Origin of the sequence: Flavobacterium plurextorum (genome assembly GCF_002217395.1) — a bacterium.
Taxonomy (GTDB): Bacteria; Bacteroidota; Bacteroidia; order Flavobacteriales; family Flavobacteriaceae; genus Flavobacterium; species Flavobacterium plurextorum.
On record NZ_MUHD01000017.1, the window covers coordinates 21,009 to 42,877 of the forward strand.

At 32.7% G+C, this 21,869-nt stretch carries 18 protein-coding genes; 12 read left to right on the top strand and 6 right to left on the bottom strand.

What is annotated here, in order from left to right; genetic code table 11:
* Position 1 precedes the first annotated feature (1 nt).
* Positions 2-1,504 (top strand): SusD/RagB family nutrient-binding outer membrane lipoprotein, encoded by a 1,503-nt coding sequence (locus tag B0A81_RS10225; protein ID WP_089057945.1) that lies wholly within the window; start codon positions 2-4, stop codon positions 1,502-1,504.
* Between the two features lie 172 nt (positions 1,505-1,676).
* Here B0A81_RS10225 and B0A81_RS10230 read toward each other — a convergent pair whose 3' ends face one another.
* Positions 1,677-2,582: a DUF6607 family protein gene (locus B0A81_RS10230; protein WP_089057946.1), complete on the bottom strand. Its 906-nt coding sequence runs from the start codon at positions 2,580-2,582 to the stop codon at positions 1,677-1,679.
* 105 nt (positions 2,583-2,687) lie between these two features.
* Here B0A81_RS10230 and B0A81_RS10235 point away from each other — a divergent pair, with 105 nt between their 5' ends.
* The 11 genes from B0A81_RS10235 to B0A81_RS10285 all read left to right on the top strand — a co-directional run bounded on the left by B0A81_RS10235 (position 2,688) and on the right by B0A81_RS10285 (position 17,382).
* Positions 2,688-4,802: a TonB-dependent receptor plug domain-containing protein gene (locus B0A81_RS10235; protein ID WP_089057947.1), complete on the top strand. Its 2,115-nt coding sequence runs from the start codon at positions 2,688-2,690 to the stop codon at positions 4,800-4,802.
* Positions 4,803-4,819: 17 nt separating this feature from the next.
* Positions 4,820-5,911, top strand: coding sequence for an HmuY family protein (locus tag B0A81_RS10240; RefSeq protein WP_089057948.1), 1,092 nt, complete (start codon positions 4,820-4,822; stop codon positions 5,909-5,911).
* Between the two features lie 234 nt (positions 5,912-6,145).
* A complete protein-coding gene (locus B0A81_RS10245; RefSeq protein WP_089057949.1) occupies positions 6,146-7,627 on the top strand; it encodes an SGNH/GDSL hydrolase family protein in 1,482 nt (493 codons plus the stop codon).
* 82 nt (positions 7,628-7,709) lie between these two features.
* The gene (locus B0A81_RS10250) at positions 7,710-9,041 is read left to right on the top strand and encodes a GDSL-type esterase/lipase family protein (RefSeq protein WP_244281363.1); all 1,332 of its coding nucleotides are present in this window, start codon (positions 7,710-7,712) and stop codon (positions 9,039-9,041) included.
* Between the two features lies 1 nt (position 9,042).
* The gene (locus tag B0A81_RS10255) at positions 9,043-10,722 is read left to right on the top strand and encodes an MBOAT family O-acyltransferase (RefSeq protein ID WP_089057951.1); all 1,680 of its coding nucleotides are present in this window, start codon (positions 9,043-9,045) and stop codon (positions 10,720-10,722) included.
* Between the two features lie 290 nt (positions 10,723-11,012).
* On the top strand, positions 11,013-12,365 hold the full coding sequence (ffh, locus tag B0A81_RS10260; RefSeq protein ID WP_071635121.1) for a signal recognition particle protein: 1,353 nt from the start codon (positions 11,013-11,015) through the stop codon (positions 12,363-12,365).
* 127 nt (positions 12,366-12,492) lie between these two features.
* On the top strand, positions 12,493-13,380 hold the full coding sequence (locus tag B0A81_RS10265; protein WP_089057952.1) for a bifunctional 5,10-methylenetetrahydrofolate dehydrogenase/5,10-methenyltetrahydrofolate cyclohydrolase: 888 nt from the start codon (positions 12,493-12,495) through the stop codon (positions 13,378-13,380).
* Positions 13,381-13,788: 408 nt separating this feature from the next.
* On the top strand, positions 13,789-14,715 hold the full coding sequence (locus B0A81_RS10270) for a magnesium transporter CorA family protein (protein WP_089057953.1): 927 nt from the start codon (positions 13,789-13,791) through the stop codon (positions 14,713-14,715).
* Between the two features lie 313 nt (positions 14,716-15,028).
* Positions 15,029-15,643, top strand: coding sequence for a hypothetical protein (locus tag B0A81_RS10275; RefSeq protein ID WP_089057954.1), 615 nt, complete (start codon positions 15,029-15,031; stop codon positions 15,641-15,643).
* Positions 15,644-15,647: 4 nt separating this feature from the next.
* Complete coding sequence (locus B0A81_RS10280; RefSeq protein ID WP_089055859.1) at positions 15,648-15,938, top strand: winged helix-turn-helix domain-containing protein; 291 nt, start codon at positions 15,648-15,650, stop codon at positions 15,936-15,938.
* A gap of 58 nt (positions 15,939-15,996) precedes the next feature.
* The gene (locus B0A81_RS10285) at positions 15,997-17,382 is read left to right on the top strand and encodes a DUF4153 domain-containing protein (protein WP_089057955.1); all 1,386 of its coding nucleotides are present in this window, start codon (positions 15,997-15,999) and stop codon (positions 17,380-17,382) included.
* A gap of 47 nt (positions 17,383-17,429) precedes the next feature.
* Here B0A81_RS10285 and rluF read toward each other — a convergent pair whose 3' ends face one another.
* The 5 genes from rluF to B0A81_RS10310 form a co-directional block, all read right to left on the bottom strand.
* Positions 17,430-18,254 carry a 23S rRNA pseudouridine(2604) synthase RluF gene (gene rluF, locus B0A81_RS10290; protein WP_089057956.1) on the bottom strand — a complete coding sequence of 275 codons (825 nt, stop codon included), beginning with the start codon at positions 18,252-18,254 and terminating at the stop codon, positions 17,430-17,432.
* Between the two features lie 258 nt (positions 18,255-18,512).
* Entirely contained in the window at positions 18,513-18,857 is a 345-nt protein-coding gene (locus tag B0A81_RS10295) for an antibiotic biosynthesis monooxygenase family protein (protein WP_089055862.1), read from the bottom strand.
* Positions 18,858-18,930: 73 nt separating this feature from the next.
* Positions 18,931-19,791, bottom strand: a complete 861-nt coding sequence (locus B0A81_RS10300; protein ID WP_089057957.1) for an alpha/beta fold hydrolase — start codon at positions 19,789-19,791, stop codon at positions 18,931-18,933.
* A gap of 184 nt (positions 19,792-19,975) precedes the next feature.
* Entirely contained in the window at positions 19,976-20,755 is a 780-nt protein-coding gene (locus B0A81_RS10305; RefSeq protein ID WP_089057958.1) for a zinc ribbon domain-containing protein, read from the bottom strand.
* A 3-nt stretch (positions 20,756-20,758) separates the two neighbouring features.
* Positions 20,759-21,853, bottom strand: a complete 1,095-nt coding sequence (locus tag B0A81_RS10310) for a Nif3-like dinuclear metal center hexameric protein (protein ID WP_089057959.1) — start codon at positions 21,851-21,853, stop codon at positions 20,759-20,761.
* Positions 21,854-21,869 lie beyond the last annotated feature (16 nt).

Below are 21,869 nucleotides of genomic sequence, written 5' to 3' on the forward strand. Positions count from 1 at the left end.
CATGAAAAAAATAATTTATTTTTTAAGTGTTTTAGCACTTACAAGTTCTTGCAGTGATTTGACAGATCTAAATACAGATAAAAAAAATCCTTCTGAAGTTCCAGCTGCTTCACTTTTTACAAGTGCTCAAAAAGGTATTGCGGAACAAGTTGTAAATACCAGTGTAAATAAAAACATCTTCAGATTAGTGAATCAGCAGTGGACTGAGACTACTTATATTGATGAATCGGTTTATCAATGGACAACCAGAAATATATCAGGGAATCATTGGAATGCTTATTTTTCAGGGACAACGACAAATGATGGATCTCTAAGTGATTTAGTCATGGCAAAATTGGCAGTAGAAAATGAAGTTATCTTGGCCTCTGATCCTAATTTTGCGGCTAAGACAGCAATAAAAAAGAATAAACTTGCTTTAATTGATATTTTAACTGTTTACTCTTATCAAATTTTGGTGGATACTTTTGGAGATATCCCTTACTCAGATGCGTTAAAAGGATCAGGTAACTATCTTCCAAAATATGACAAAGCTGTTGATATCTATAAAGATTTGATTGTACGTCTTGATAATGACATTGCAAACATTGAGACAGGATATGCGGCATTTGGAAGCGCAGATGTTATTTACAGAGATAATTTAACTTCTTGGATAAAATTTGCAAATAGCATTAAATTAAAATTAGGTATAAATCTTAAAGCTTCAGGTTTAGAAGACGCTATCGCAGATGCTGCTATTGTATCAGCTTCAGAAAATGTATTTACATCTAATGGTGATAATGCAAAAATAGGGTATGAGAAAAATGTACCTAATACTAATCCTCTTTTTGTAGATTTAGTTTTTGGAGGAAGACATGATTTTGTACCTGCAAAGCCATTTGTTGATGCATTAGTAGCTAAGAACGATCCTAGAACAAAAGTTTATTTTGCTCAAAATTTACAAGATGAAAATGGAAATCCGTTACCTTATAAAGGAGGAGTCATTGGAGTTAAAAATAGTTTTGGAAAATTTACACACATAAATGATCTAATCCAAGCACCAGATTTCAAAGGAACTTATTTAGACTATGCAGAAGTTGAATTTCTATTAGCAGAAGCGGTAGAAAGAGGTATTGCGGTTAGCGGTAGTGCTGAGTCCCATTACAATAATGCAATTAAAGCTTCAATGCAAGATTGGGGAATACCAACAGATGCTGCTGATAGTTATTTAGCTCAGCCAACAGTAGCGTATAGTACTGCTGCAGCTACTTGGCAGCAAAAAATAGGAGAGCAGGCATGGTATGCCATGTATAACAGAGGTTTTGAAGGTTGGACATTTACAAGAAGATTGAATTTTCCTGCTTTGACGCCGCCGCCAAATGCTGATGCGGCTTCAGATGGGCAAATTCCTTCAAGAATGGCTTATCCAATTAGAGAACAAACTTTAAATGCTACAAATTATAATGCTGCGGCCGCAGCAATTGGAGGAGATAAATTATCTACAAAATTATTTTGGGATAAAAATTAAACAGTTTTAATCCTTCAAAGTAAATAAGTATTACTTGATTTTAACTATTTAAGATAGGTTGCTTTTGATAAAAAGGAAATTAAGAGTTAAATTTCAAATCGTATTTTGTTTAAAGTAAAAAGCCGATAGTTTTTATAACTACCGGCTTTTTTACAACTAACACAAACATTTTTTATTTTACGAACTTGTTGATGATTGCATCACTCTCAGCTTTTGTTGCGTTTGGTTTTAAGTCAAACAAAAGTGAGTAAAGTGCTTTTCTATCAACTTTAGCTTCTAAGTTTAAATCTTGATGTCTGTCGAATAAAGTTTGCCATTTATCACGAACATTTTTCCAAAGTGCATTGTTTGCAACCCACCATTTTTGACCAGCGATACATTTAATATCTGGTACTTTTGTATAAACATCAAATCCTTTTTCCTGAGCTAACAAAACATCTTTTCCGCTGTCATCTCTAATTAATTTGTCATTATCTTGCTCATGATTCCAGCCAGTTGCAGTGATTTCATGAATGTTTCTTCTTTTTAAAACATTGTAATCATTACGGTGAGTTTGCTCTCTTCTTGGTAATGGCGCATCAGCAACGTTTGCCCAATAATCTTTTCCGTCAACATGTACCCAAGTTGAAGATCCTTCATATCTTGGACTATCATCTACTTGATATACTTTTTGAGTCCATTGTCCTTTTACGGCTTTTTTATCCAGTTTTTTGTACTTCCAAGAAGTTCCTTTGTCAAATGAATATAAGTCTGTGTTTTCGTAAAGCCAATCTTGTCTCCAGTGTTTAATAATCATATCATCACTTACAATTAATAAGTGCTGCATCACAATTTTGTTAGGAGTGTCTTCTAACAATTCTACCCATTCTAAAGCGGATTCATGCTTAGTTTGTGATGGTTTGTATGTTGCTGAATCTTTAGCATATTGAAAAGTTTCTGCAAAATTAAATTTCACTTCATAACAACCGCACATCGATTTGATCGATTTAATGTCTTGCTGTTTTTTTGCGTCCTGACTGAAACCAAGGCTGCATGTCAAAGCCATAATGGCTGAAAAGTAGAGGCTTTTTGAAATCATAACTTATTGTTTTGTTTTTTAAATTTTTGCAAATATATAAATTTTATTTAGAACAATTAAAAATAGTTATATATTTGCACCGATTATTAAGATTGAATAAAAATAATGAAACTAAAATTTATCCTTTTTGCAGCATTGCCTTTTTGTCAAATTTCTTTTGCACAGCAAAAAGATACTATTGCTTCACGAGAAAAACTTTCTGAAGTGGTTGTTACCGGGCAGTTTGAACCACAATCAATTAAGAAATCGGTATTTAATGTACGTGTGATTTCAAATCAGGATATACAAAATTTAGCAGCAAATAATTTGGCTGATGTTTTAAATCAATATTTAAATATTACAGTAAGACCAAGTGGAACAAGCGGTCGATCTACAGTTTCTTTATTTGGACTAGACGCACAGTATTTTAAAATTTTGATAGATAATGTTCCGTTGGTTAATGAGGCAGGTTTAGGAAATAATATTGATTTATCACAAATCAATTTAAATGATGTTGATCATATTGAAATTGTTGAAGGTTCAATGGGAGTTACCTATGGGGCTAATGCTGTAAGTGGTGTTTTAAATATTATAACCAAAAAATCTTCGAAATATAAATGGGGAATTACAGCATCAGTTCAAGAAGAAACGGTTAGTGATGAATATTCTCTTTTTAAGGAAGGACGCCACGTACAGGCTTTAAAAGTATCTCATGCATTTAATAAAAATTGGTATTTTTCAATAGGCGCCAATCGAAATGATTTTCAAGGATATTTGAGCGATAAAAATGGAATTGATTATAGTGAAAATGATGGTACAAGAGGATATCGATGGCTTCCAAAAGACCAGTTAAACGGTTCGGCAGTAATCGCATACCATAAAGATAATTTTCGATTTTTCTACAAATTCGAGTATTTGGATGAAAATGTAGATTATTATAATAGTACAGTACAATCTGGATACAATTCTACTTTAGGTTCGTATCGTTATGCTGATGATAAACGATATTTAACAAATCGTTATTTTCATAACTTAAATGCGACAGGTAAACTGTTTTCACAATTGAATTACAATGTTTCTCTTTCTCATCAAAAACAAGCGCGTGATGTAGAAGATTTTAGATATTACTTATCTACTAAAACAGAAGCAAATAATGTTACGGTCAAAGATCAGTCGATGGAAGTACTTTATTCTACAGGAACGTTGAATAACTTTTTTTCAGACAAAAAAGTTGATCTGCAAATTGGATATGAGTTTGTCAATAATCGTGGTTATTCCCTTGTTCAAGAAGCAAATAATATTATGTCGCCCGTTCGAAAAACACTTGAAAACTATGATTTTTTTGCTTCTTCAGAAATCATGGCAACGCAGCGATTTTCTATTAGACCAGGAATACGATTTTCTGCGCAATCTCAATTTGATAATCAATATGCTTCATCTCTTGGTTTGAGATATTTGTTTGATAAAGGGATTGAACTTCGAGGCTCTTACGGAAGCTCATTTAGAACGCCGACTTTCGAAGAGTTATATTCAAAACAAATCTTTGACGGGCATTTTTTTACTGGAAACGAAAATCTTATTCCAGAAACAAGTATGTCTTATGAAGCTAGTCTTAAAAAAACAACTGTTTTTTCATCAGGAATTCAACTTTCAAACACCTTTGCAGGAAGCTATTTAGATGTTGATGATAGAATTGATATGGCTTTGGTAAGATTCAATCCTGATACAGGTAATCCAGAATACGAATACGTTAATATCAGTAAATACAGAATGTGGAATTTCTCGACAATGAACCAATTTAAAAAAGGCAATCTATCTTTTAATTTTGGTGCAGCGATTGTTGGAATTTCTCAAGAGATAAAAAATCAAGAATTTACATCAGACGATAAGTTTCTTTATTCCTTCAATCTAAATGCAAGTGCTTCATATACAATTCCGAAATGGAAAACTATAATTTCTGGTTATTATAAATATAACGGTAGAACACAGCAATTTGTAGAAGGGTCATCATCTTATCTTTTATCTACAATTGACCCAAGCAATTGGCTTGATGCTTCAATTCGACAAAACTTCTTTAAAGATCAATTTGAAGTCACTATAGGAGCAAGAAATATTCTAGATGTAACCAATGTGATTCAATCTGGAACAAATCAAAATGCGGTGCATGCTTCACCAGGAGAAGTAATGCTTGCATACGGCCGTTCCTATTTTTTAAAATTAGCATATAACCTTAATCTTTAATATAAATACAGAATACAATGAAAAAACTTTTATTTTTATCAATCGCCCTATTGTCGCTGGCTGCATGTTCAAGTGATGATGATAGTAATCCAGTTGAAGTTCCAACGGTAGGAGAAACGTTGAAAGAATCAGTAGGCGGAGCAAATCAGCCAAATCAAGTTTATCTTGATTTAAGTACTGCAGAATCTAAATCTGTAAATAGAGGAGCTTGGGATTTTGGATTTTCTACAGGTACAGATTTTAGAGTAATCCTTAATGGATCAATTAGAATGGCTGTTAAAAAATTAGAGACATCTGATATTACAGTAGCACAAGAAATCGATATAAAAGTTTTAGCAGGAGGAGGAGAAACTCAAGCTTCCAACGGATATGTTGATAATCCTACTGGGGTTTTGGCAGGTGCCGGAGCAGGTATCGGAACAGCAATTGCAGAAATTTCTGCTACAGATGCAGATAACAAAGTTTATTTGGTAAATCTTGGATATGCAGTAGGAACTGCAAAAGCAAATCCTGGTAATGTTGCAGTTGATGGAGATCCTAGAGGATGGAAGAAAGTTAGAATCTTAAGAAGCGGTAATGGGTATAAAATTCAGTATGCTGATTTAGCTTCAAAAACGTTTACAGAAAAAACAGTTTCTAAAGATGCTGATTTTAATTTCACATTTTTTAGTTTAACTTCAGGAAATACGGTTTCAGTTGAACCTGCAAAAGCGAAATGGGACTTAAATTTTACTGTGTTTACAAATTATTTAAACATGGGACCTGGTGGTGAAGTTACTTACGCATATTCAGATTTTATTACTACAAATTTAAAAGGAGGAACGCAAGTTTACCAAGTTTTAGTTTCCGCGGGAGGATCTTACGCTGATTTTACAAAAGCAAAAGTGGTAGAAGATAGTTTTAAATCTTCTGTTACTGATCAAAGAATGATTGGGGCTAACTGGAGAAATGGCGGAGGTCAAAATGGTTCATTACCAAGCATTAGAACAGATCGTTTTTATGTAGTTAAAGATGCTGCAGGAAACTATTATAAAGTTAAATTCCTTGCAATGACAAATGATGCGGGAGAAAGAGGTAATATTGTTTTGGAATACGCTATCTTAAAGTAATTTTTAAATAATACCAAACTAAAATTCAGTTAATCATTAGCTTTGTTTTTTTATTTTTTTTTTGATAAAGAGGTTAGATTTTTCTAGCCTCTTTTTTTTGTTTTCTTTATTGTTAAAATGAACCAAAAATGAATGATTTAATTCTATCTTTGCGCATCAATTTTTTTAAACAGAATTAACAGGAATTTTGATAATTAATTCTTGTCATTCTATTCTTCAAATTATAATTAGTAAGTGAATACAAAATCATATTTCTTTCAGTCTTTTGCAATCGTAGCATTAGCGTTTGTAGCTTTCATTGGATTTAAGCAAATCTTGCCAGATAAGATTTTTTCTGACAGTAAAGTAGATTCAAAAAATGTACTAATCGACAGTCTGCTTCTAGAGTCTGTTGCAAAAGATTCTTTGTCTTCAAAAAGCGACAGTATTGAAGAAAGCGAACGTAAACTTGGGCAGGAAAAAATAGTTTATGATGCATCTGAAGGAATCGAATTTCCGTCAGAAACTTTTGATAACTATAAAGGATATCAATACCTGATTTCTTTTTATGAAAAATTATATCAGCTGGAACAAAATCCGCAAAGTAAAGTACGAATTGCTTATTATGGAGATTCGATGACAGACGGAGATTTAATTGTGCAAGATGTTCGAACAAATTATCAAGATCGATTTGGCGGAAATGGAGTTGGTTTTGTTCCTATAACATCAGAATCTGCAGCTTCACGCGGATCAGTAAAATCGACTTATTCTAAAAACTGGAAAACCCAATCCTATTTAAATGTAAAAAGACCAGCAAGTCCTTTTGGTGTAAACGGACATGTGTTTTTTGCAAATGACAAATCAAACACAACTTGGGTTCAATACGAAGCCGGACTTCCAAAACATACAAAAACGTTAGATAATCCAACCTTATTTTACGGAAGATCTTCTAAAAAAGGAAATGTGAACTTTATAATCGGAAAAGATACACTTCGAAGAACGCTGGCTCCAAGTAATCTAGTAAACAGTTTAAAAGTGACTTCGGGAAGTATAAAAGGATTTAAAGCAAATTTTATTCATGCCGATTCAATTCCAATTTATGGATTTAATTTTGATAATGGCAGCGGTGTTCATGTTGATAATTTCTCTCAAAGAGGAAACTCGGGACTTCCAATTTCGATGTTCGATGCCAATGTGATGAAGGCTTTTAATAACAGCCTAAAATACGATTTGATTATTCTTCATTACGGAACTAACGTATTGAATTACGGAACCAAAAATTATTTCTGGTACGAAAAAGGAATGACAAAAACCGTAAACAAAATAAAAGAATCATTTCCGGGAGTTTCTATTTTAATTGTTTCAACCGCAGATAAATCGACTAAATATGATTTAGAAATGAAAACAGATTCGGCAGTAGTTCCTTTAATGAAAGCTCAAAAAAGATATGCACTGGAAACAGAATCTGGATTTGTCAATTTATATACCTTAATGGGAGGTGATGGTTCAATGGTAAAATGGGTTGATGAAGCTCCGGCAAAAGCCAATAAAGATTATACACACTTTAATCAAAGAGGTGCAAAAGCAATTGGTAATTTGTTGTACAATCAATTAAACAAAGGTTACGAGCAATATAAGGTTTTACGTGAAAAACGCGAATCAGGCGTTACAACTAGAACAAGTAAAAAGCCCAAAACAGATTCCGTATCTGTAAAAATAGACAGCGTAAATGAATAGACTAATTATTTTCTTTTGTTGTCTCTTTTTCTCAACAAACGATAAAACTCCCAAGACAGATTCACTTTCAATAACAAAAAACATGATTCATAAGATTGATACAGCAGTAGTTGAGCCTATTTCAGGTAATCAAATTTATAATGCAGTTGTATTAGAGTCGTTTTTTAAGAAAGTAAAGGATAATGAAAGTAATAATAATCATAAAATTAATATTGCTCACATTGGAGATTCTCATATTCAGAGTGATTTAATGACCAATGAAATTAGGAAAAATCTCCAACAAAAATTTGGAAATGCAGGCCGAGGCTTAGTTTTTCCTTATCAACTGGCAAAAACAAACGGCTCTTACAACGAACGTTTTTATTCAAATAGAGCGTGGGAAAGCTATCGCAATATTCATCCTTTTAAAAACTGTCCTGTTGGTTTAAGCGGAATTGCACTTTGGAGGAATAATGACGGTTTTGTTGTTGAATTGAATATTAAAGATGCAGCCTATAAATTTAATTCCATTTATATAATAACACCTCAAAACGAGGATATGTTTAATTTGGCAACATCAACGCAAACAAAAACGATTCAGACAACAGAGCGAAAAGTTATAACACATAAAATAAAAAAGGGAGAAGCAATTTCAACAATTGCAGATAAATACAATGTGTCAATTGCCGAAATAAAAAGAGAAAATCATTTAAAATCAAACAATATTCGTGCAGGACGAACATTAAAAATTTCAACAAACGAAACCAGACCAAAGAATATTGTAAGTTCAGAATTTGTCACTTTAGATTTAGAATCAGATTCGTTTTCTCATACCTATCATTCAGACAAACCACTGGATAAAATTTATTTGCTTCCTAACAAAAATGCAGATAAATATGAGCTTAATGGAATTGTTTTAGAAAAAGATGCTCCAGGAATTATTTATAGCGGAATTGGTGTGAATGGCGCAAAGTTCTCGGATTATAATAAATATCCTTTGTTTTTTGAGCAGTTAAAATCATTGCATCCAGACTTGTTAGTTCTTTCACTAGGAACAAATGAAAGTTATGATCATATGGAGAGTACTGCTTATATAGAAGAATTACGCGATTTTATAAAAAAAGTAAAAGAACACAATAGTAATGTTTCTATAATAGTAACAACACCGCCGCCTTCTTTACTCAAAGCGAGAAAACCAAATGTTTATATTAGAGATTATGCAAAAAGTATTCTTGAAATTGCAAAAACAGATGGCTTTGCAGTTTGGGATTTATATGGAGAACTTGGCGGAATGGAAGGAATTCGGAATCTAAAAACTACCGGATTAATTGGGCCAGATTGGGTTCATTATTCCAAAAAAGGATATGAAAAACAAGGAAATTTGTTTACAGAGGCATTTTTAAAAGCATACGAAAATTTTAAATCAAAGAATTAAATTGATAACAATAGACAGCATTAATGATTGGTTCATAGGTCATTTTGGTGCAATAACAATAGAACAAGTAAAAAGCTGGTTTATTTATAATCCAGAGGAAAAGCTATTATTTAATACGGGATTATTCTTAGGATTATTTCTGGTTTTTTATTTTGTGTATGGCTTTTTGCGCAAAACATTTTATTTAAGATTAACGTACGTTATTCTCTTCTCGCTTTTCTTTTATTATAAGTCAAGTGGAATTTACTTTTTACTGTTACTGCTTTCTTCAGTTGTAGATTATGGTTTGAGCCAAATTATCTATAATGAAACAAAAGACAGTCGAAAAAAACTATATCTAGTTATTAGTGTAATTTTAAATTTAGGATTGCTTGGATATTTCAAGTACACTAACTTTATGATTGCGACTTATAATGATATGTTCAATGGCAATTTTAAGCTCCATGATATATTTCTTCCAGTCGGGATTTCGTTTTATACTTTTCAATCGATGAGTTATATTATTGAAATTTATCGAGAAGAAATTAAGCCTACAAAAAACTACATCGAATATTTGTTTTTCGTTTCCTTTTTTCCGCAATTAGTTGCCGGGCCAATTGTACGCGCCAAAGATTTCCTTCCTCAGATTTATCAAAAATTAAACTTAACAAAGCAAGACGTTAACAATGCTTTATTTTTGATTATCGGAGGATTAATTAAGAAAACAGTAATTTCAAATTACATTTCAGTAAATTTTGTCGACCGTGTTTTTGATACGCCGATGAGTTATACTTCATTCGAAAATTTAATGGCTTCTTACGGTTATGCCATTCAAATTTATTGTGATTTCTCTGGATATTCAGATATGGCAATTGGGATCGCTTTATTACTCGGATTCAAATTACCAGCCAACTTTAGAACACCATATAAGTCAACATCGATTACAGATTTCTGGAGAAGATGGCATATTTCGCTTTCAACCTGGTTAAAAGATTTCTTGTATATTTCGATCGGTGGAAACAGAGAAGGATCATTTGCAGGATATTTATTTCCGAGTTTGTTCTTTTTCGGATTGCTGTTATGGGGAATAACAAGTTATAATACTAGTGTAATTCCGTTAATAATTGCATTTGGTTCAATTGCACTTTTTTGCTTGTCTTTTTTACTTTCAAGCAAGCGCCAACAAACTTTAGTAACAAATTTGAATTTGTTTACAACAATGCTTTTAGGAGGATTATGGCATGGAGCAGGAGCACAATTTATTGTTTGGGGAGCATTACACGGTTTAGCATTAGCCGTTCATAAGATTTTTATGGAATTTTTTCCATCTAAAAAAGAAGGTTCAAATTTTTTATGGAGATTCTTTTCAATCGTGATTACATTTCATTTTGTAGTTTTCTGCTGGATCTTTTTCCGTGCAAGAGATTTCGAAACCGCTTTGCAGGTAATTAATAATATTGGTCAGCTAACTTTCGAACCAGAACATTGGCAGGCAATAATTTTAGGCTATAAAAATGTGTTTTTATTAATGTTGTTTGGATACGTTTGGCATTTCTTGCCAGAAGTAATAACAGATAAAATGAAATTCGTTTTTGACAAAACACCATTATTACTAAAAGCAGTAATTCTAGGTTTCGTTTATTGGATTGTTTATGCAACAGCGGTTGCTGGTTCACAGCCATTTATTTACTTCCAGTTTTAAAATAATAGGTTCATAGATACAAAGTCACAAAGGCGCAAAGGTTTTATTTTTTGTGCCTTTTTTGTTTCTAGCAGATTTAGCAGATATAGCTGATTTTTGTGTGTACTCTAAAAAGTAATCTGCCCAATCTGCGAGAGTGAAAAAATAATTTTTGCAATTAGGGAAATTAGTGTAATTCGTGGCAAAAAAACTTTGCGCCTATGTGTCTTTGTGGCAAAAAATGCGTATAAATAAAAATTGCCTGAAATAGCTATTTAGATTATCTTTGCACTTCAAATAAAGAAAATAGTATGTTTGATAATTTAAGTGATAAGTTAGATAAAGCGTTCCATATATTAAAAGGACACGGTAAAATTACAGAAGTAAACGTTGCCGATACCTTAAAAGAAGTTCGTCGTGCCTTACTTGATGCCGATGTTAACTTTAAAATTGCTAAAGATTTTACAACCAAAGTAAAAGAAAAAGCAATTGGACAGGACGTTTTAACAACGCTTCAACCAGGACAATTATTGGTGAAGCTGGTAAAAGATGAGCTGACAGAATTAATGGGAGGTGATGTTGCCGGAGTTAATCTTTCTGGAAATCCAAGCGTTATTTTAATGTCTGGACTTCAAGGTTCTGGTAAAACTACTTTCTCAGGAAAATTAGCCAACTTCTTAAAAACAAAGAAAAATAAAAAACCACTTCTTGTAGCGTGTGATATCTACCGTCCTGCGGCGATTAATCAGTTACATGTTGTTGGAGATCAAATAGGTGTTGAGGTTTACTCAGAACCAGAAAACAAAAATCCTGTAGAGATTGCTCAAAATGCAATTAAACATGCAAAAGCAAACGGTTTCAACGTTGTTATTGTCGATACAGCTGGACGTTTAGCAGTTGATCAGGAAATGATGGATGAAATTGCACGTGTTCACAAAGCAATTCAACCACAAGAAACATTGTTCGTTGTAGACTCTATGACAGGACAAGATGCTGTAAATACAGCAAAAGCCTTCAACGATATCTTAAACTTTGATGGAGTTATCTTAACGAAATTAGATGGTGATACTCGTGGTGGAGCTGCAATCTCGATTAAATCGGTTGTAAACAAACCAATCAAATTTGTAGGTACAGGCGAGAAGATGGAAGCAATTGATGTTTTCTATCCAGATCGTATGGCTGAGCGTATTCTTGGTATGGGTGACGTTGTGTCGCTTGTTGAAAGAGCTCAAGAACAATTTGACGAAGAAGAAGCAAGAAAACTTCAAAAGAAAATTGCTAAAAACGAATTCGGTTTTGATGATTTCTTAACGCAGATTCAGCAAGTAAAGAAAATGGGTAATATGAAAGACTTGGTTGGAATGATACCAGGAGCTTCAAAAGCCATGAAAGATGTAGAGATCGAAGATGATGCTTTCAAACATATCGAAGCAATCATTCACTCGATGACGCCAATCGAAAGAAGCAAACCAGCCATAATCGACGTAAAAAGAAAAGCCAGAATTGCAAAAGGTTCCGGAACTAAAGTCGAGCAGGTAAATCAGTTAATGAAGCAGTTTGACCAAATGAGCAAGATGATGAAAATGATGCAGGGCCCAGGCGGAAAAAATCTGATGAAAATGATGGGAGGCATGAAAGGAATGCCAGGAGGAATGCCGAGATAATAAAATTAAAAGTTTCAAGTTTTAGGTTTCAAGTTATGAAACTGAAATTTGAAACTTTTTTAATTACATAAATATTTAAGTTTCACAAATAATGTGAAACATGAAACTTTAAACTTGAAACAACAAAATGCAACTACTAGACGGTAAAAAAACATCTAACGACATTAAAAACGAAATTGCAGCCGAAGTTCAATCCATAAAAGCCGCAGGAGGAAAAGTGCCTCATTTAGCAGCAGTTTTGGTTGGAAACAACGGAGCAAGTTTAACTTACGTAGGAAGTAAAGTAAAATCATGTCAGGAAATCGGATTTGATTCAACTTTAGTGAGTCTGGCGGAAACAATTACCGAAGAGGAATTGTTAGCTAAAATTAAAGAGTTAAACGAAGATGACAATTTAGACGGATACATCGTTCAGTTACCGTTACCAAAACACATCGACGAGCAAAAAATCTTATTAGCGATCGATCCTGATAAAGATGTAGATGGTTTTCATCCAACAAACTTTGGTAGAATGGCGCTTGAAATGGAAAGTTTTATTCCAGCAACACCATTCGGGATTATGGAATTGCTTGAACGTTACAAAGTTGAAACTTCAGGAAAGCATACAGTTGTAATTGGAAGAAGCCACATCGTTGGGCGTCCAATGAGTATTTTGATGAGCCGTAAAGGAAATCCAGGTGATTCGACAGTTACCTTAACACACAGCCGTACTAAAAACTTAGAAGAATTCACTAAAAATGCTGATATTATTATCACAGCTTTAGGAGTTCCTGAATTTTTAAAAGCGGATATGGTAAAAGAAGGAGTAACGATTATCGACGTTGGAATTACTCGCGTAGAAGATGCGTCAAACGCAAAAGGATATGTTATTAAAGGTGACGTTGATTTTGACGGAGTAAGCAAAAAAGCTGCATTCATTACCCCAGTTCCTGGTGGAGTAGGACCAATGACAATTGCAATGTTATTAAAAAATACACTTTTAGCGCGCAAAATGCGAAGTGCAAAAAACAAATAAAATTGCCTAAAAATATAAAAAAAAGCCTGTTCTATATAGAACAGGCTTTTTTATTGCATTAATTTTTTAAACACATAGAAACATAGAATTTAATTTTCAAAAAAGAAATGCAAAAGAGAAACAAATTTCTTTCACATAGTTTACTCGGACTCCAGCTATGTTTGTTTAAATAAAGTGAAACGCCTTTTTTACAGTTACAAAATCTATGTTTCTATGTGTTTAAAATCTGCGCAAAGATCCATTTTAATATTTAATTAGTAGTTTAAAGTTTTCGTTCTTAAAAATAAAGAATACTTTTGCACCACTTAAAAAACACATGCCCAAATGGACGATTATTATTCGTTAGTATTAAATTAAAAGCAGCTTTTGAAAATTTCAAAATGCTGTGATAACACCCTGTATTTTGAAATGAAAGCCTTTTACACAAATGACAACGGATTACTAGAAGTCTCAAAATGGACTCCAAACTGCTGGATTAATATTGAAGATCCATCAGAAACAGAAAAAAAATACTTACTCGAAGAACTTCAAATTCCCGAAGCTTTTTACAATGATATAGAGGATATCGACGAAAGACCTCGTATAGAAATTGAAGACGGCTGGACGCTTATTATCATGCGTGTTCCCATAAAAAGCAACGATATTAAACTTCCTTTTCAAACCATTCCGCTTGGCGTAATTTTTAAAGACGATGTTTGTGTTACAATTACGTTTTACAAAACAGAGATCATATATGATTTTATGTTGTATTCACGACGTAAAAACATTCAAGTCAAAGACAATTTAGATTGGGTTCTAAGATTGTTATTGTCATCAAGTGTTTGGTATTTAAAATACCTAAAACAAATCAATCAGAAAATAAAACTGGCTGAAGATAATTTAGAGAAGTCAATAAAAAATGAAGAATTGCAGGCATTACTCCAAATCGAGAAATGTTTGGTTTTTTTCATTACCTCATTAAAAGCAAACGATGTTTTATTTCATCGTATAAAAAATCTGCGAGCACATAAAGCAAGCTACGATCCGGATTTGTTAGAAGATGTAGAAATCGAATTAAGCCAGGCGCAGGATACAGCCAATATTTATAGTAACATCTTAACTGGAATGATGGATGCTTATGCATCTGTAATTTCTAATAATATGAATGATATTATGAAACAGATGACCTCAATTTCTATCATTCTTGTGATTCCTACCTTAATTGCCAGTGTTTATGGAATGAATGTGCCAAATGGTCTTGAAGAAAGCAAATACGGTATTTGGATTATTCTTTTTGTCTCATTTTTATTTTCAGCTTTTGGCGTCTTTTTGTTCAAAAAGAAAAGATGGTTTTAGAAATTAAGAATTGAAAATAATATAAAAGCCTATTCGCAAGAATAGGTTTTTTCATTTTATATTGGGCGTGAACGTATTTGCAAAAAGGCACTCCAATCTTTACGCATATGTGCGCCTTTTTGCAAATACGGTCGGGCTATCCACGCTGCTTCGGCAGCTTATTCCTATCCCTCACGCACCTTACCAGACCTCGTGTTTTCTTGCATAGGTACCATATCTTTTAAGAAATCAATATTATTCTCGAAAATATTTTATACTTTTTACTTGCCAGTTCAAAATAAACAATAACTTTGTAATGCAAAGTACTTTTATTATGAGTCAGAAACACCAAGAAGATTTAGCACACATTCGTTCCATGATGGAGCGTTCTTCAAGATTTATATCGTTAAGCGGACTTTCGGGAGTCTTTGCTGGACTTTCAGCCTTGATAGGAGGATTATACGTGTATCAGCTATTTAAGCTTAATGGTATTGAGTATTTTACAGATGAACATATTTTGCTTTCAGGTAGTTTGGTTTCTCATTTGTTTTTTACCGGAATCATAATATTAGTCTGTGCTTTTGTATTTGGAGCCTTTTTTACAATCAGAAAAAGCCGAAAATACAATTTGCCAATTTGGACATCAGCAACAAAAAATATGCTGTTTAATCTTGCTGTTCCACTTGCTGTGGGAGGTATATTTTGTCTGGCTTTAATGTATCATGGAAATTATGGTTTAGTTGCGCCATCGACTTTGATATTTTATGGACTTGCAGTTGTAAATGCAGAAAAATATACTTTTTCAGACATAAAGTATTTAGGTTTTTCTGAACTTGTTTTAGGATGTATTTCGCTTTTTTATATTGGATATGGATTGATATTTTGGATCATTGGATTTGGAATCCTGCATATTGTATACGGATTAGTGATGTTCAAAAAATACAAATAACCTAATGGGAATTATTGATAAACTAAATAAAGATTTTGAAAGCCGTGTCAGATTGGGTATTATGTCCGTTCTGATGGTTAACGACTGGGTAGATTTTACCGAGATGAAAACGCTTTTAAATATCACCGATGGTAATTTAGCAAGTCATTCCTCTGCATTAGAAAAGTCACAATATATCGAAGTTAAGAAAGAATTTGTCGGCAAAAAGCCTAAAACATCTTATCAAGTAACACCGCTTGGCCGCGCGGCGTTTAAAGAACACCTTTCTTACCTCGAAAAATTAATGAAATCTTAATAACTATATTTTTTTGTCTAATTACTTTGAAATGCAAAGTACTTTTAATTATTTAATCATGAAAAAGCATCAAATTATTTTAGTTTGTACAGTGGTCTTTACGTTACTTTTTTACAATCAAAATCCAGGAGTTAATATTGGTGTTTTTGGTGTAATTTTAACATTGTTAACTAGTTACTTCTTTCAAGAGAAGTTTGTTGATAGATCGCATTTAATTTTGGTAATCACATCAATATTGTCATGCTTCGCTTTTGCGTGGTATGGAGATGCAGCTTCCTTTTTCGCTTTAGCCTTCTCAGTTCTTTTTTTACAGTTTAAAACTCAGGATGGAGAACTTAAAATAGTACAGATCTTTCCGTTGATTTTTTTAAACGGATTTACTTCAATTGGGCGTATCTTTATCTTTAGTCAATGGCTGCCTGAGCGAAAAATTCATAATGACTTTGCTAAAAAATTAGTAGCTTTTGTCGTTATTCCAGTTGTCTTTTTGGGATTGTTTTTTATCGTTTATTCTTTTGGAAGTAATCATTTCTCTTCATTGTTTACAGATTATACTTTAGATATCGATATTTTTCAACTAATCTTAATTACAATACTTGGGTTCTATATTTCATTTAGTTTTTGGAATTATTGGGTTCCAGATGCTTGTTATGAGTTTAATCCAAAGTTGGACAATGAGTTTACTAATATTTCTGAAGTAAAGAGTCAAAGTACATTTTCATTTTTAGATCTTGATTTCGAAAGAAAGAGCGGTGTAATTACTTTGGTACTGCTTAATATTTTGCTTTTAATTTTTATTGGAACATATAATTACGAGCAGTTTTTTGAAGCTGCAGATAAAGCAAATTTAAGCGCTGATACACACGAGCGTGTAAATGCTGTGATTTTTTCAATTTTGATGGCCGTTGGTGTAATCTTATTTTATTTTAAAGGCGGATTCAATTTTGATGAAGAAGCAACATCTTTAAAAAAACTTGCTAAAGTATGGATTATTCTAAATGCAGTTTTGATTGTTAGTACTATTATCAAAAACTCAGAGTATGTTTCCTCTTTTGGATTAACATATAAACGTTTGGGAGTTTATGCTTTTTTAATTTTAGCAATTATAGGTTTGGTTTATACTTTTTTAAAAATTGCAAAACAAAAAACAAATGCTTACTTAGTCAATCAAATGGTTTGGTATTTCTACGGAACAATTTTAGTTTGCAGTTTTGTGAATTGGGGAAATCTTATAACCAATTACAATATTTCAGTAAACAGAGGTGTTGAGCCCGTTTTTTTAAGCGAATTGAATTTTAACGATGATGCTCGACGTGAGTATTTCAAGAGAAATAATTTAAACGGAAAATATCCTGAAGCTATTAGAGAAGAATCGATTTTGAATTATCAGAAAGCAAACTTTCTGTCTAAAGCTTTGTATTATGATTTTTTGGATAAAAAGTAAATAGAAATAAAAAATCCCATATGTTAGAACATATGGGATTTTAGTATTTAGTTTTCTCCTCTTTTCTTAAATCTAGGATCGTGTTTAGAAATAAAGGTTGTTCTTCTATTAGAAGGCTTATTTTGAGTTTCAACTTTCGGTAAACTTGCTTCTTCAGTTTTACTCGAAGGTTCAATTAACTGATTTAATTCTTTAATTTCATCATCAGTCAAATCGCGGTATCTTCCAACAGGAATGTCCAAAGAAATATTGATGATCCTGATACGTTTTAACGCCGTAACTTCATAACCCAAATATTCCGCCATTCTTCTAATCTGACGATTTAATCCTTGTGTTAGAATGATTTTGAAAGTGTATTTACTAATTTGTTCTACTTTACATTTTTTAGTAACAGTGTCTAAAATAGGAACACCATTTCCCATTCGCTGAATAAAACGCTCCGTGATAGGTTTATTTACCGTAACCGTATATTCTTTTTCGTGGTTATTTCTAGCACGTAAAATCTTGTTTACAATATCACCATCATTAGTCATAAAAATTAAACCTTCACTGGCTTTATCCAACCTTCCGATTGGGAAAATACGTTTGGGATAATTGATGTAATCAACGATATTATTTCGAACTTCAAGATTAGTGGTACATTCAATTCCAACAGGTTTGTTGAATGCTAAATAAACCAGTTTTTCGTGCTTTTCAACAATTAGTTTTCCGTCAATGCGTACTTCATCATCAGGTGAAACTTTAGTTCCCATTTCAGGTACAGCACCATTTATTGTAACACGTCCTTCCTCTATAAGTTTATCAGCTTCACGACGCGAACAATAGCCAGTTTCGCCAATAAATTTATTCAAACGTTTTAAATTCTCTTCCATACTGCAAAAATAGGCAAAAGTTTAGACTTCTTAGAATTTTAGATTTCAGACTTTAGATTGTTGGATTGTAAATTTTACACAATCTTATTTTTTTGAGGAACCAAATCTTTACAAACGTTTTATAGAACACGGATGACACGGATTTGCTTCGAAAAGACGCGGATTTAAGCGGATTTTTTTCTTTCAAAATGCACGCAAAGTGATTACTTTATTCACTAAAAAAACCTTTGTCCCTTTGTCCCTCAGGAACTTTGTACCTTATTTATGAAATTGAGAACTATCCTCAGGAGTTTCTTTTCGATCAAACATTCCGTAATCACGAACAACAGTTGCGATTCTTAAATGATAATCCTTAAAAACTTCATTGCGTCCTTTTGCCTGTGCGTGACGATGCATTTCAAGATTTCTCCATTGCTGAATACTTTCTTCGTCTTTCCAAAAAGACAATGATAAAACCTTTTCAGGATTACTAATGCTTTGAAACCGTTCGATTGAGATAAAACCTTCGATGTGATCTAATTCCGGACGCAGTTTTGCTGCAATATCTAAATACTCTTCTTTTTTTCCTTCGTTAGGAATAACTTCAAAAATTACAGCAATCATTTTTTTGAATTAAATATTATGAATTAGAAATAAAATACAAAATAAGAAAAACCTTTGTTCCCTTGATTCTCTATTACTTTGTACCTTCAGAAAAAAGAAACCCAATTACTTTGTTGTACAATTCATCATCGTGCATTCCGTGGCCTAAGCCCTTAGTTTCGATAAATTGACTGTTTTTCCAGTTACTGTGAATTTTTTTACCTTCTTCAAAAGCAACGACATCATCTGAAGTGTCATGCGCAATAAAACCTTCGACATTAAATTCAGAAGCAAATTTTTGTCCTGAAAAATCTTCCAGTTTAAAATTGAATCGATCTAAGAATTTAGTTTCTAAAAGCGAGAACATTTTAGTGTTCAGACTTAACATTGAAATATAGTTATCAATTAAAGTTTTCAAGTCTGATGGAGCTCCCAGGATAACCATTTTATTTATACTCGTATTCGGAAATAAGTATTGGTGATACACGCAGGCTGCACCGCCAATCGAGTGACCAATTATAATTGTCGGCTGGTATTTTTCTACCGCTTTGTTTATAAATTCGGCATAAAGCGGAACATTAAATTCTTTACCGCTGCTTTGACCGTGGGCAGGGGCATCAATTGCTATAATGGTACTTCCTGATTTTTGAAGATGCGGAAGCGTTTTTTTCCATCTCGAAGCATTGCTTTCCCAGCCATGAACTAATAAGATTTTAGTTTCGTTTCCTTTCCAGATGTATGTTTGAAAATGATGTTCATTAAGATTAAAAGTTTCCGTTTCTGTATGTCGCAAAATTTTTGGAAGTGCTTCTTTTTGCAATCTTCCTATTCGAGGCTGACTAAAAAGGGCGTAAGAAAGCTCAACAGCTTTTTGAGGGCGAACATAACTTAGAAAGTTAATGTATTGCCCAACAGATTTTAAAGTAATAAAACGGATTCCTTTTTTAATTCCCAAAGTAAATAATTTAATGGTAAAAATAATATTCGGGAATCGATCTAGAAAAGTTTCGCCACGAATTACACAAATTTAGCACGAATTTTTATTCCATCTAGAAACAAATTAAAAATTAGTCAAATTTGGTATAAATCGTGGCAAAAAAAATATAAAAAAAAAGTCCCGATTAAATCGGGACTTCTATTTAGAATTTTGAGAACAATTGTTCCATTTTTTCTTTTTCTTCTTCAGCTAATGCGCTGTCAACTAAAATTCTTCCAGAGTGCTCATCAGTAATGATTTTTTTTCTAGAAGCAATCTCAACTTGAGTTTGCGGTGGAATAGTAAAGAATGATCCTGCTGAAGCTCCTCTTTCGATAGAAACTACTGCTAAACCATTACGAACACTAGTTCTGATTCTTGTATAAGCTGCTAACAATCTTTCTTCAATTTGACCTGAAAACTCAGCAGATTTCTCAGATAAGAAGATTTCTTCTTTTTGAGTTTCTGCCATGATAGCGTCAAGTTCAGATTTTTTATGTTTTAAATGAGAACTTTTTGCGTCAAGCTTTTCTTTTAAGTTAGAAATAACTTCTTTTTTATGCTCGATAGAAGCTTTCATTTCTTTGATTTGCTTTTCAGCCAATTGAATTTCTAATTCTTGAAATTCAACCTCTTTAGTCAAAGAATTAAATTCTCTGTTATTACGAACTGATTCTTGTTGTTTTGTGTATTTTTTGATAACCTCTTTATGCTCATCAATACCATTTTTCTTAGACTTGATTTGCTCCTCAATTACTTCAAGTTCACTTTTCAGTTTCTCTGAACGCGTGCTTAAACCTGCAACTTCATCTTCTAAATCTTCCACTTCTAAAGGAAGCTCACCTCGTACGTTTCTGATTTCGTCAATTCTAGAGTCAATAAGCTGTAAATCGTATATTGCTCTTAACTTGTCCTCAACACTTAATTCTTTCGTATTCGCCATATTCTATAAGTACTTAACTGGATTTGTATTTTCTTCTGATAAAATGATGGCAAAATTAAGGATTTTTTTTCGAAGATAATCAACAATATAGTTTTTTGTATAGCGTTCACTCTCAAAATGACCAATATCTGCTAAAAGTAATCGATTTTCAGCTTCGTAAAACTGATGGTATTTTAAATCAGCAGTTAAAAAAGCATCGGCTCCAGCCATAATTGCATTTTTTATGGCAAAGCTTCCTGAACCACCTAGAACGGCTACTTTTTTTACTTTCTTACCTAAAAAAGCAGAATGACGTATTCCGTCAGCTATCATTTTTTCTTTTACAAAATGAAGAAAATCTTTTTCATTCATTTCAGTTTCAAACTCGCCAATCATTCCCAAACCAATATTTTGATGTGCATTTTGAAGATCGTAAATTTCATAAGCGACTTCTTCGTAGATATGATTCGAAAACAGTGCTTTAAGAATTTTAGATTGCAAGTGTTTTTCAAAAATAACTTCAATTTTTATTTCCGTTCCAGTATGTAATTTTCCTTTTTCTCCAATTACAGGATTGCTGTCTTCGTTTCCTTTAAAAGTAAAAAAACCTTCAGTATTAAAACTGCAATTATCATAATTACCAATAGTTCCTGCGCCGGCTTCAAACATGGCATTACGAACTTTTTCAGAATTATCTGGAGTGGTATAGGTTACTAATTTTTGAATGAAATTTTGTTTCGGTATCAGAACTTTAGTATTGGTTAATCCCAAAGCATCACAGAAAATCTTATTAACGCCTGCAGAATGATTGTCTAATGCAGTGTGAACGGCATAAATAGCAATGTCGTTTTTGATTGCTTTTAAAATGGCGCGTTCAACATAATTTTTTCCCGTTATTTTTTTGATTCCAGAAAATAAAATAGGATGAAAACAAACTATTAGATTGCAGTTTTTGGCAATAGCTTTATCAATCACAGTTTCTAATGCATCATGACAGACTAAAACACCAGTGCTTTCGGTTTCAGTATTTCCAACTAAAAGACCAACATTATCAAAATCTTCTGCATAGGCCAATGGTGCCATTTCTTCTAGAACTAATACTATTTCTTTGATTTTCATTATTCTTTGTATTTCG

Bases quoted from the DNA above. Each gene is read 5' to 3' on its own strand.
- B0A81_RS10285 (WP_089057955.1), top strand. From the start codon at position 15,997: ATGAAAAAGCATCAAATTATTTTAGTTTGTACAGTGGTCTTTACGTTA.
- B0A81_RS10265 (WP_089057952.1), top strand. From the start codon at position 12,493: ATGCAACTACTAGACGGTAAAAAAACATCTAACGACATTAAAAACGAA.
- B0A81_RS10230 (WP_089057946.1), bottom strand. From the start codon at position 2,582: ATGATTTCAAAAAGCCTCTACTTTTCAGCCATTATGGCTTTGACATGC.
- B0A81_RS10305 (WP_089057958.1), bottom strand. From the start codon at position 20,755: ATGGCGAATACGAAAGAATTAAGTGTTGAGGACAAGTTAAGAGCAATA.
- B0A81_RS10240 (WP_089057948.1), top strand. From the start codon at position 4,820: ATGAAAAAACTTTTATTTTTATCAATCGCCCTATTGTCGCTGGCTGCA.
- ffh (WP_071635121.1), top strand. From the start codon at position 11,013: ATGTTTGATAATTTAAGTGATAAGTTAGATAAAGCGTTCCATATATTA.
- B0A81_RS10295 (WP_089055862.1), bottom strand. From the start codon at position 18,857: ATGATTGCTGTAATTTTTGAAGTTATTCCTAACGAAGGAAAAAAAGAA.
- B0A81_RS10280 (WP_089055859.1), top strand. From the start codon at position 15,648: ATGGGAATTATTGATAAACTAAATAAAGATTTTGAAAGCCGTGTCAGA.
- B0A81_RS10250 (WP_244281363.1), top strand. From the start codon at position 7,710: ATGATTCATAAGATTGATACAGCAGTAGTTGAGCCTATTTCAGGTAAT.
- B0A81_RS10310 (WP_089057959.1), bottom strand. From the start codon at position 21,853: ATGAAAATCAAAGAAATAGTATTAGTTCTAGAAGAAATGGCACCATTG.
- B0A81_RS10270 (WP_089057953.1), top strand. From the start codon at position 13,789: ATGAAAGCCTTTTACACAAATGACAACGGATTACTAGAAGTCTCAAAA.
- B0A81_RS10235 (WP_089057947.1), top strand. From the start codon at position 2,688: ATGAAACTAAAATTTATCCTTTTTGCAGCATTGCCTTTTTGTCAAATT.
- rluF (WP_089057956.1), bottom strand. From the start codon at position 18,254: ATGGAAGAGAATTTAAAACGTTTGAATAAATTTATTGGCGAAACTGGC.
- B0A81_RS10225 (WP_089057945.1), top strand. From the start codon at position 2: ATGAAAAAAATAATTTATTTTTTAAGTGTTTTAGCACTTACAAGTTCT.
- B0A81_RS10275 (WP_089057954.1), top strand. From the start codon at position 15,029: ATGAGTCAGAAACACCAAGAAGATTTAGCACACATTCGTTCCATGATG.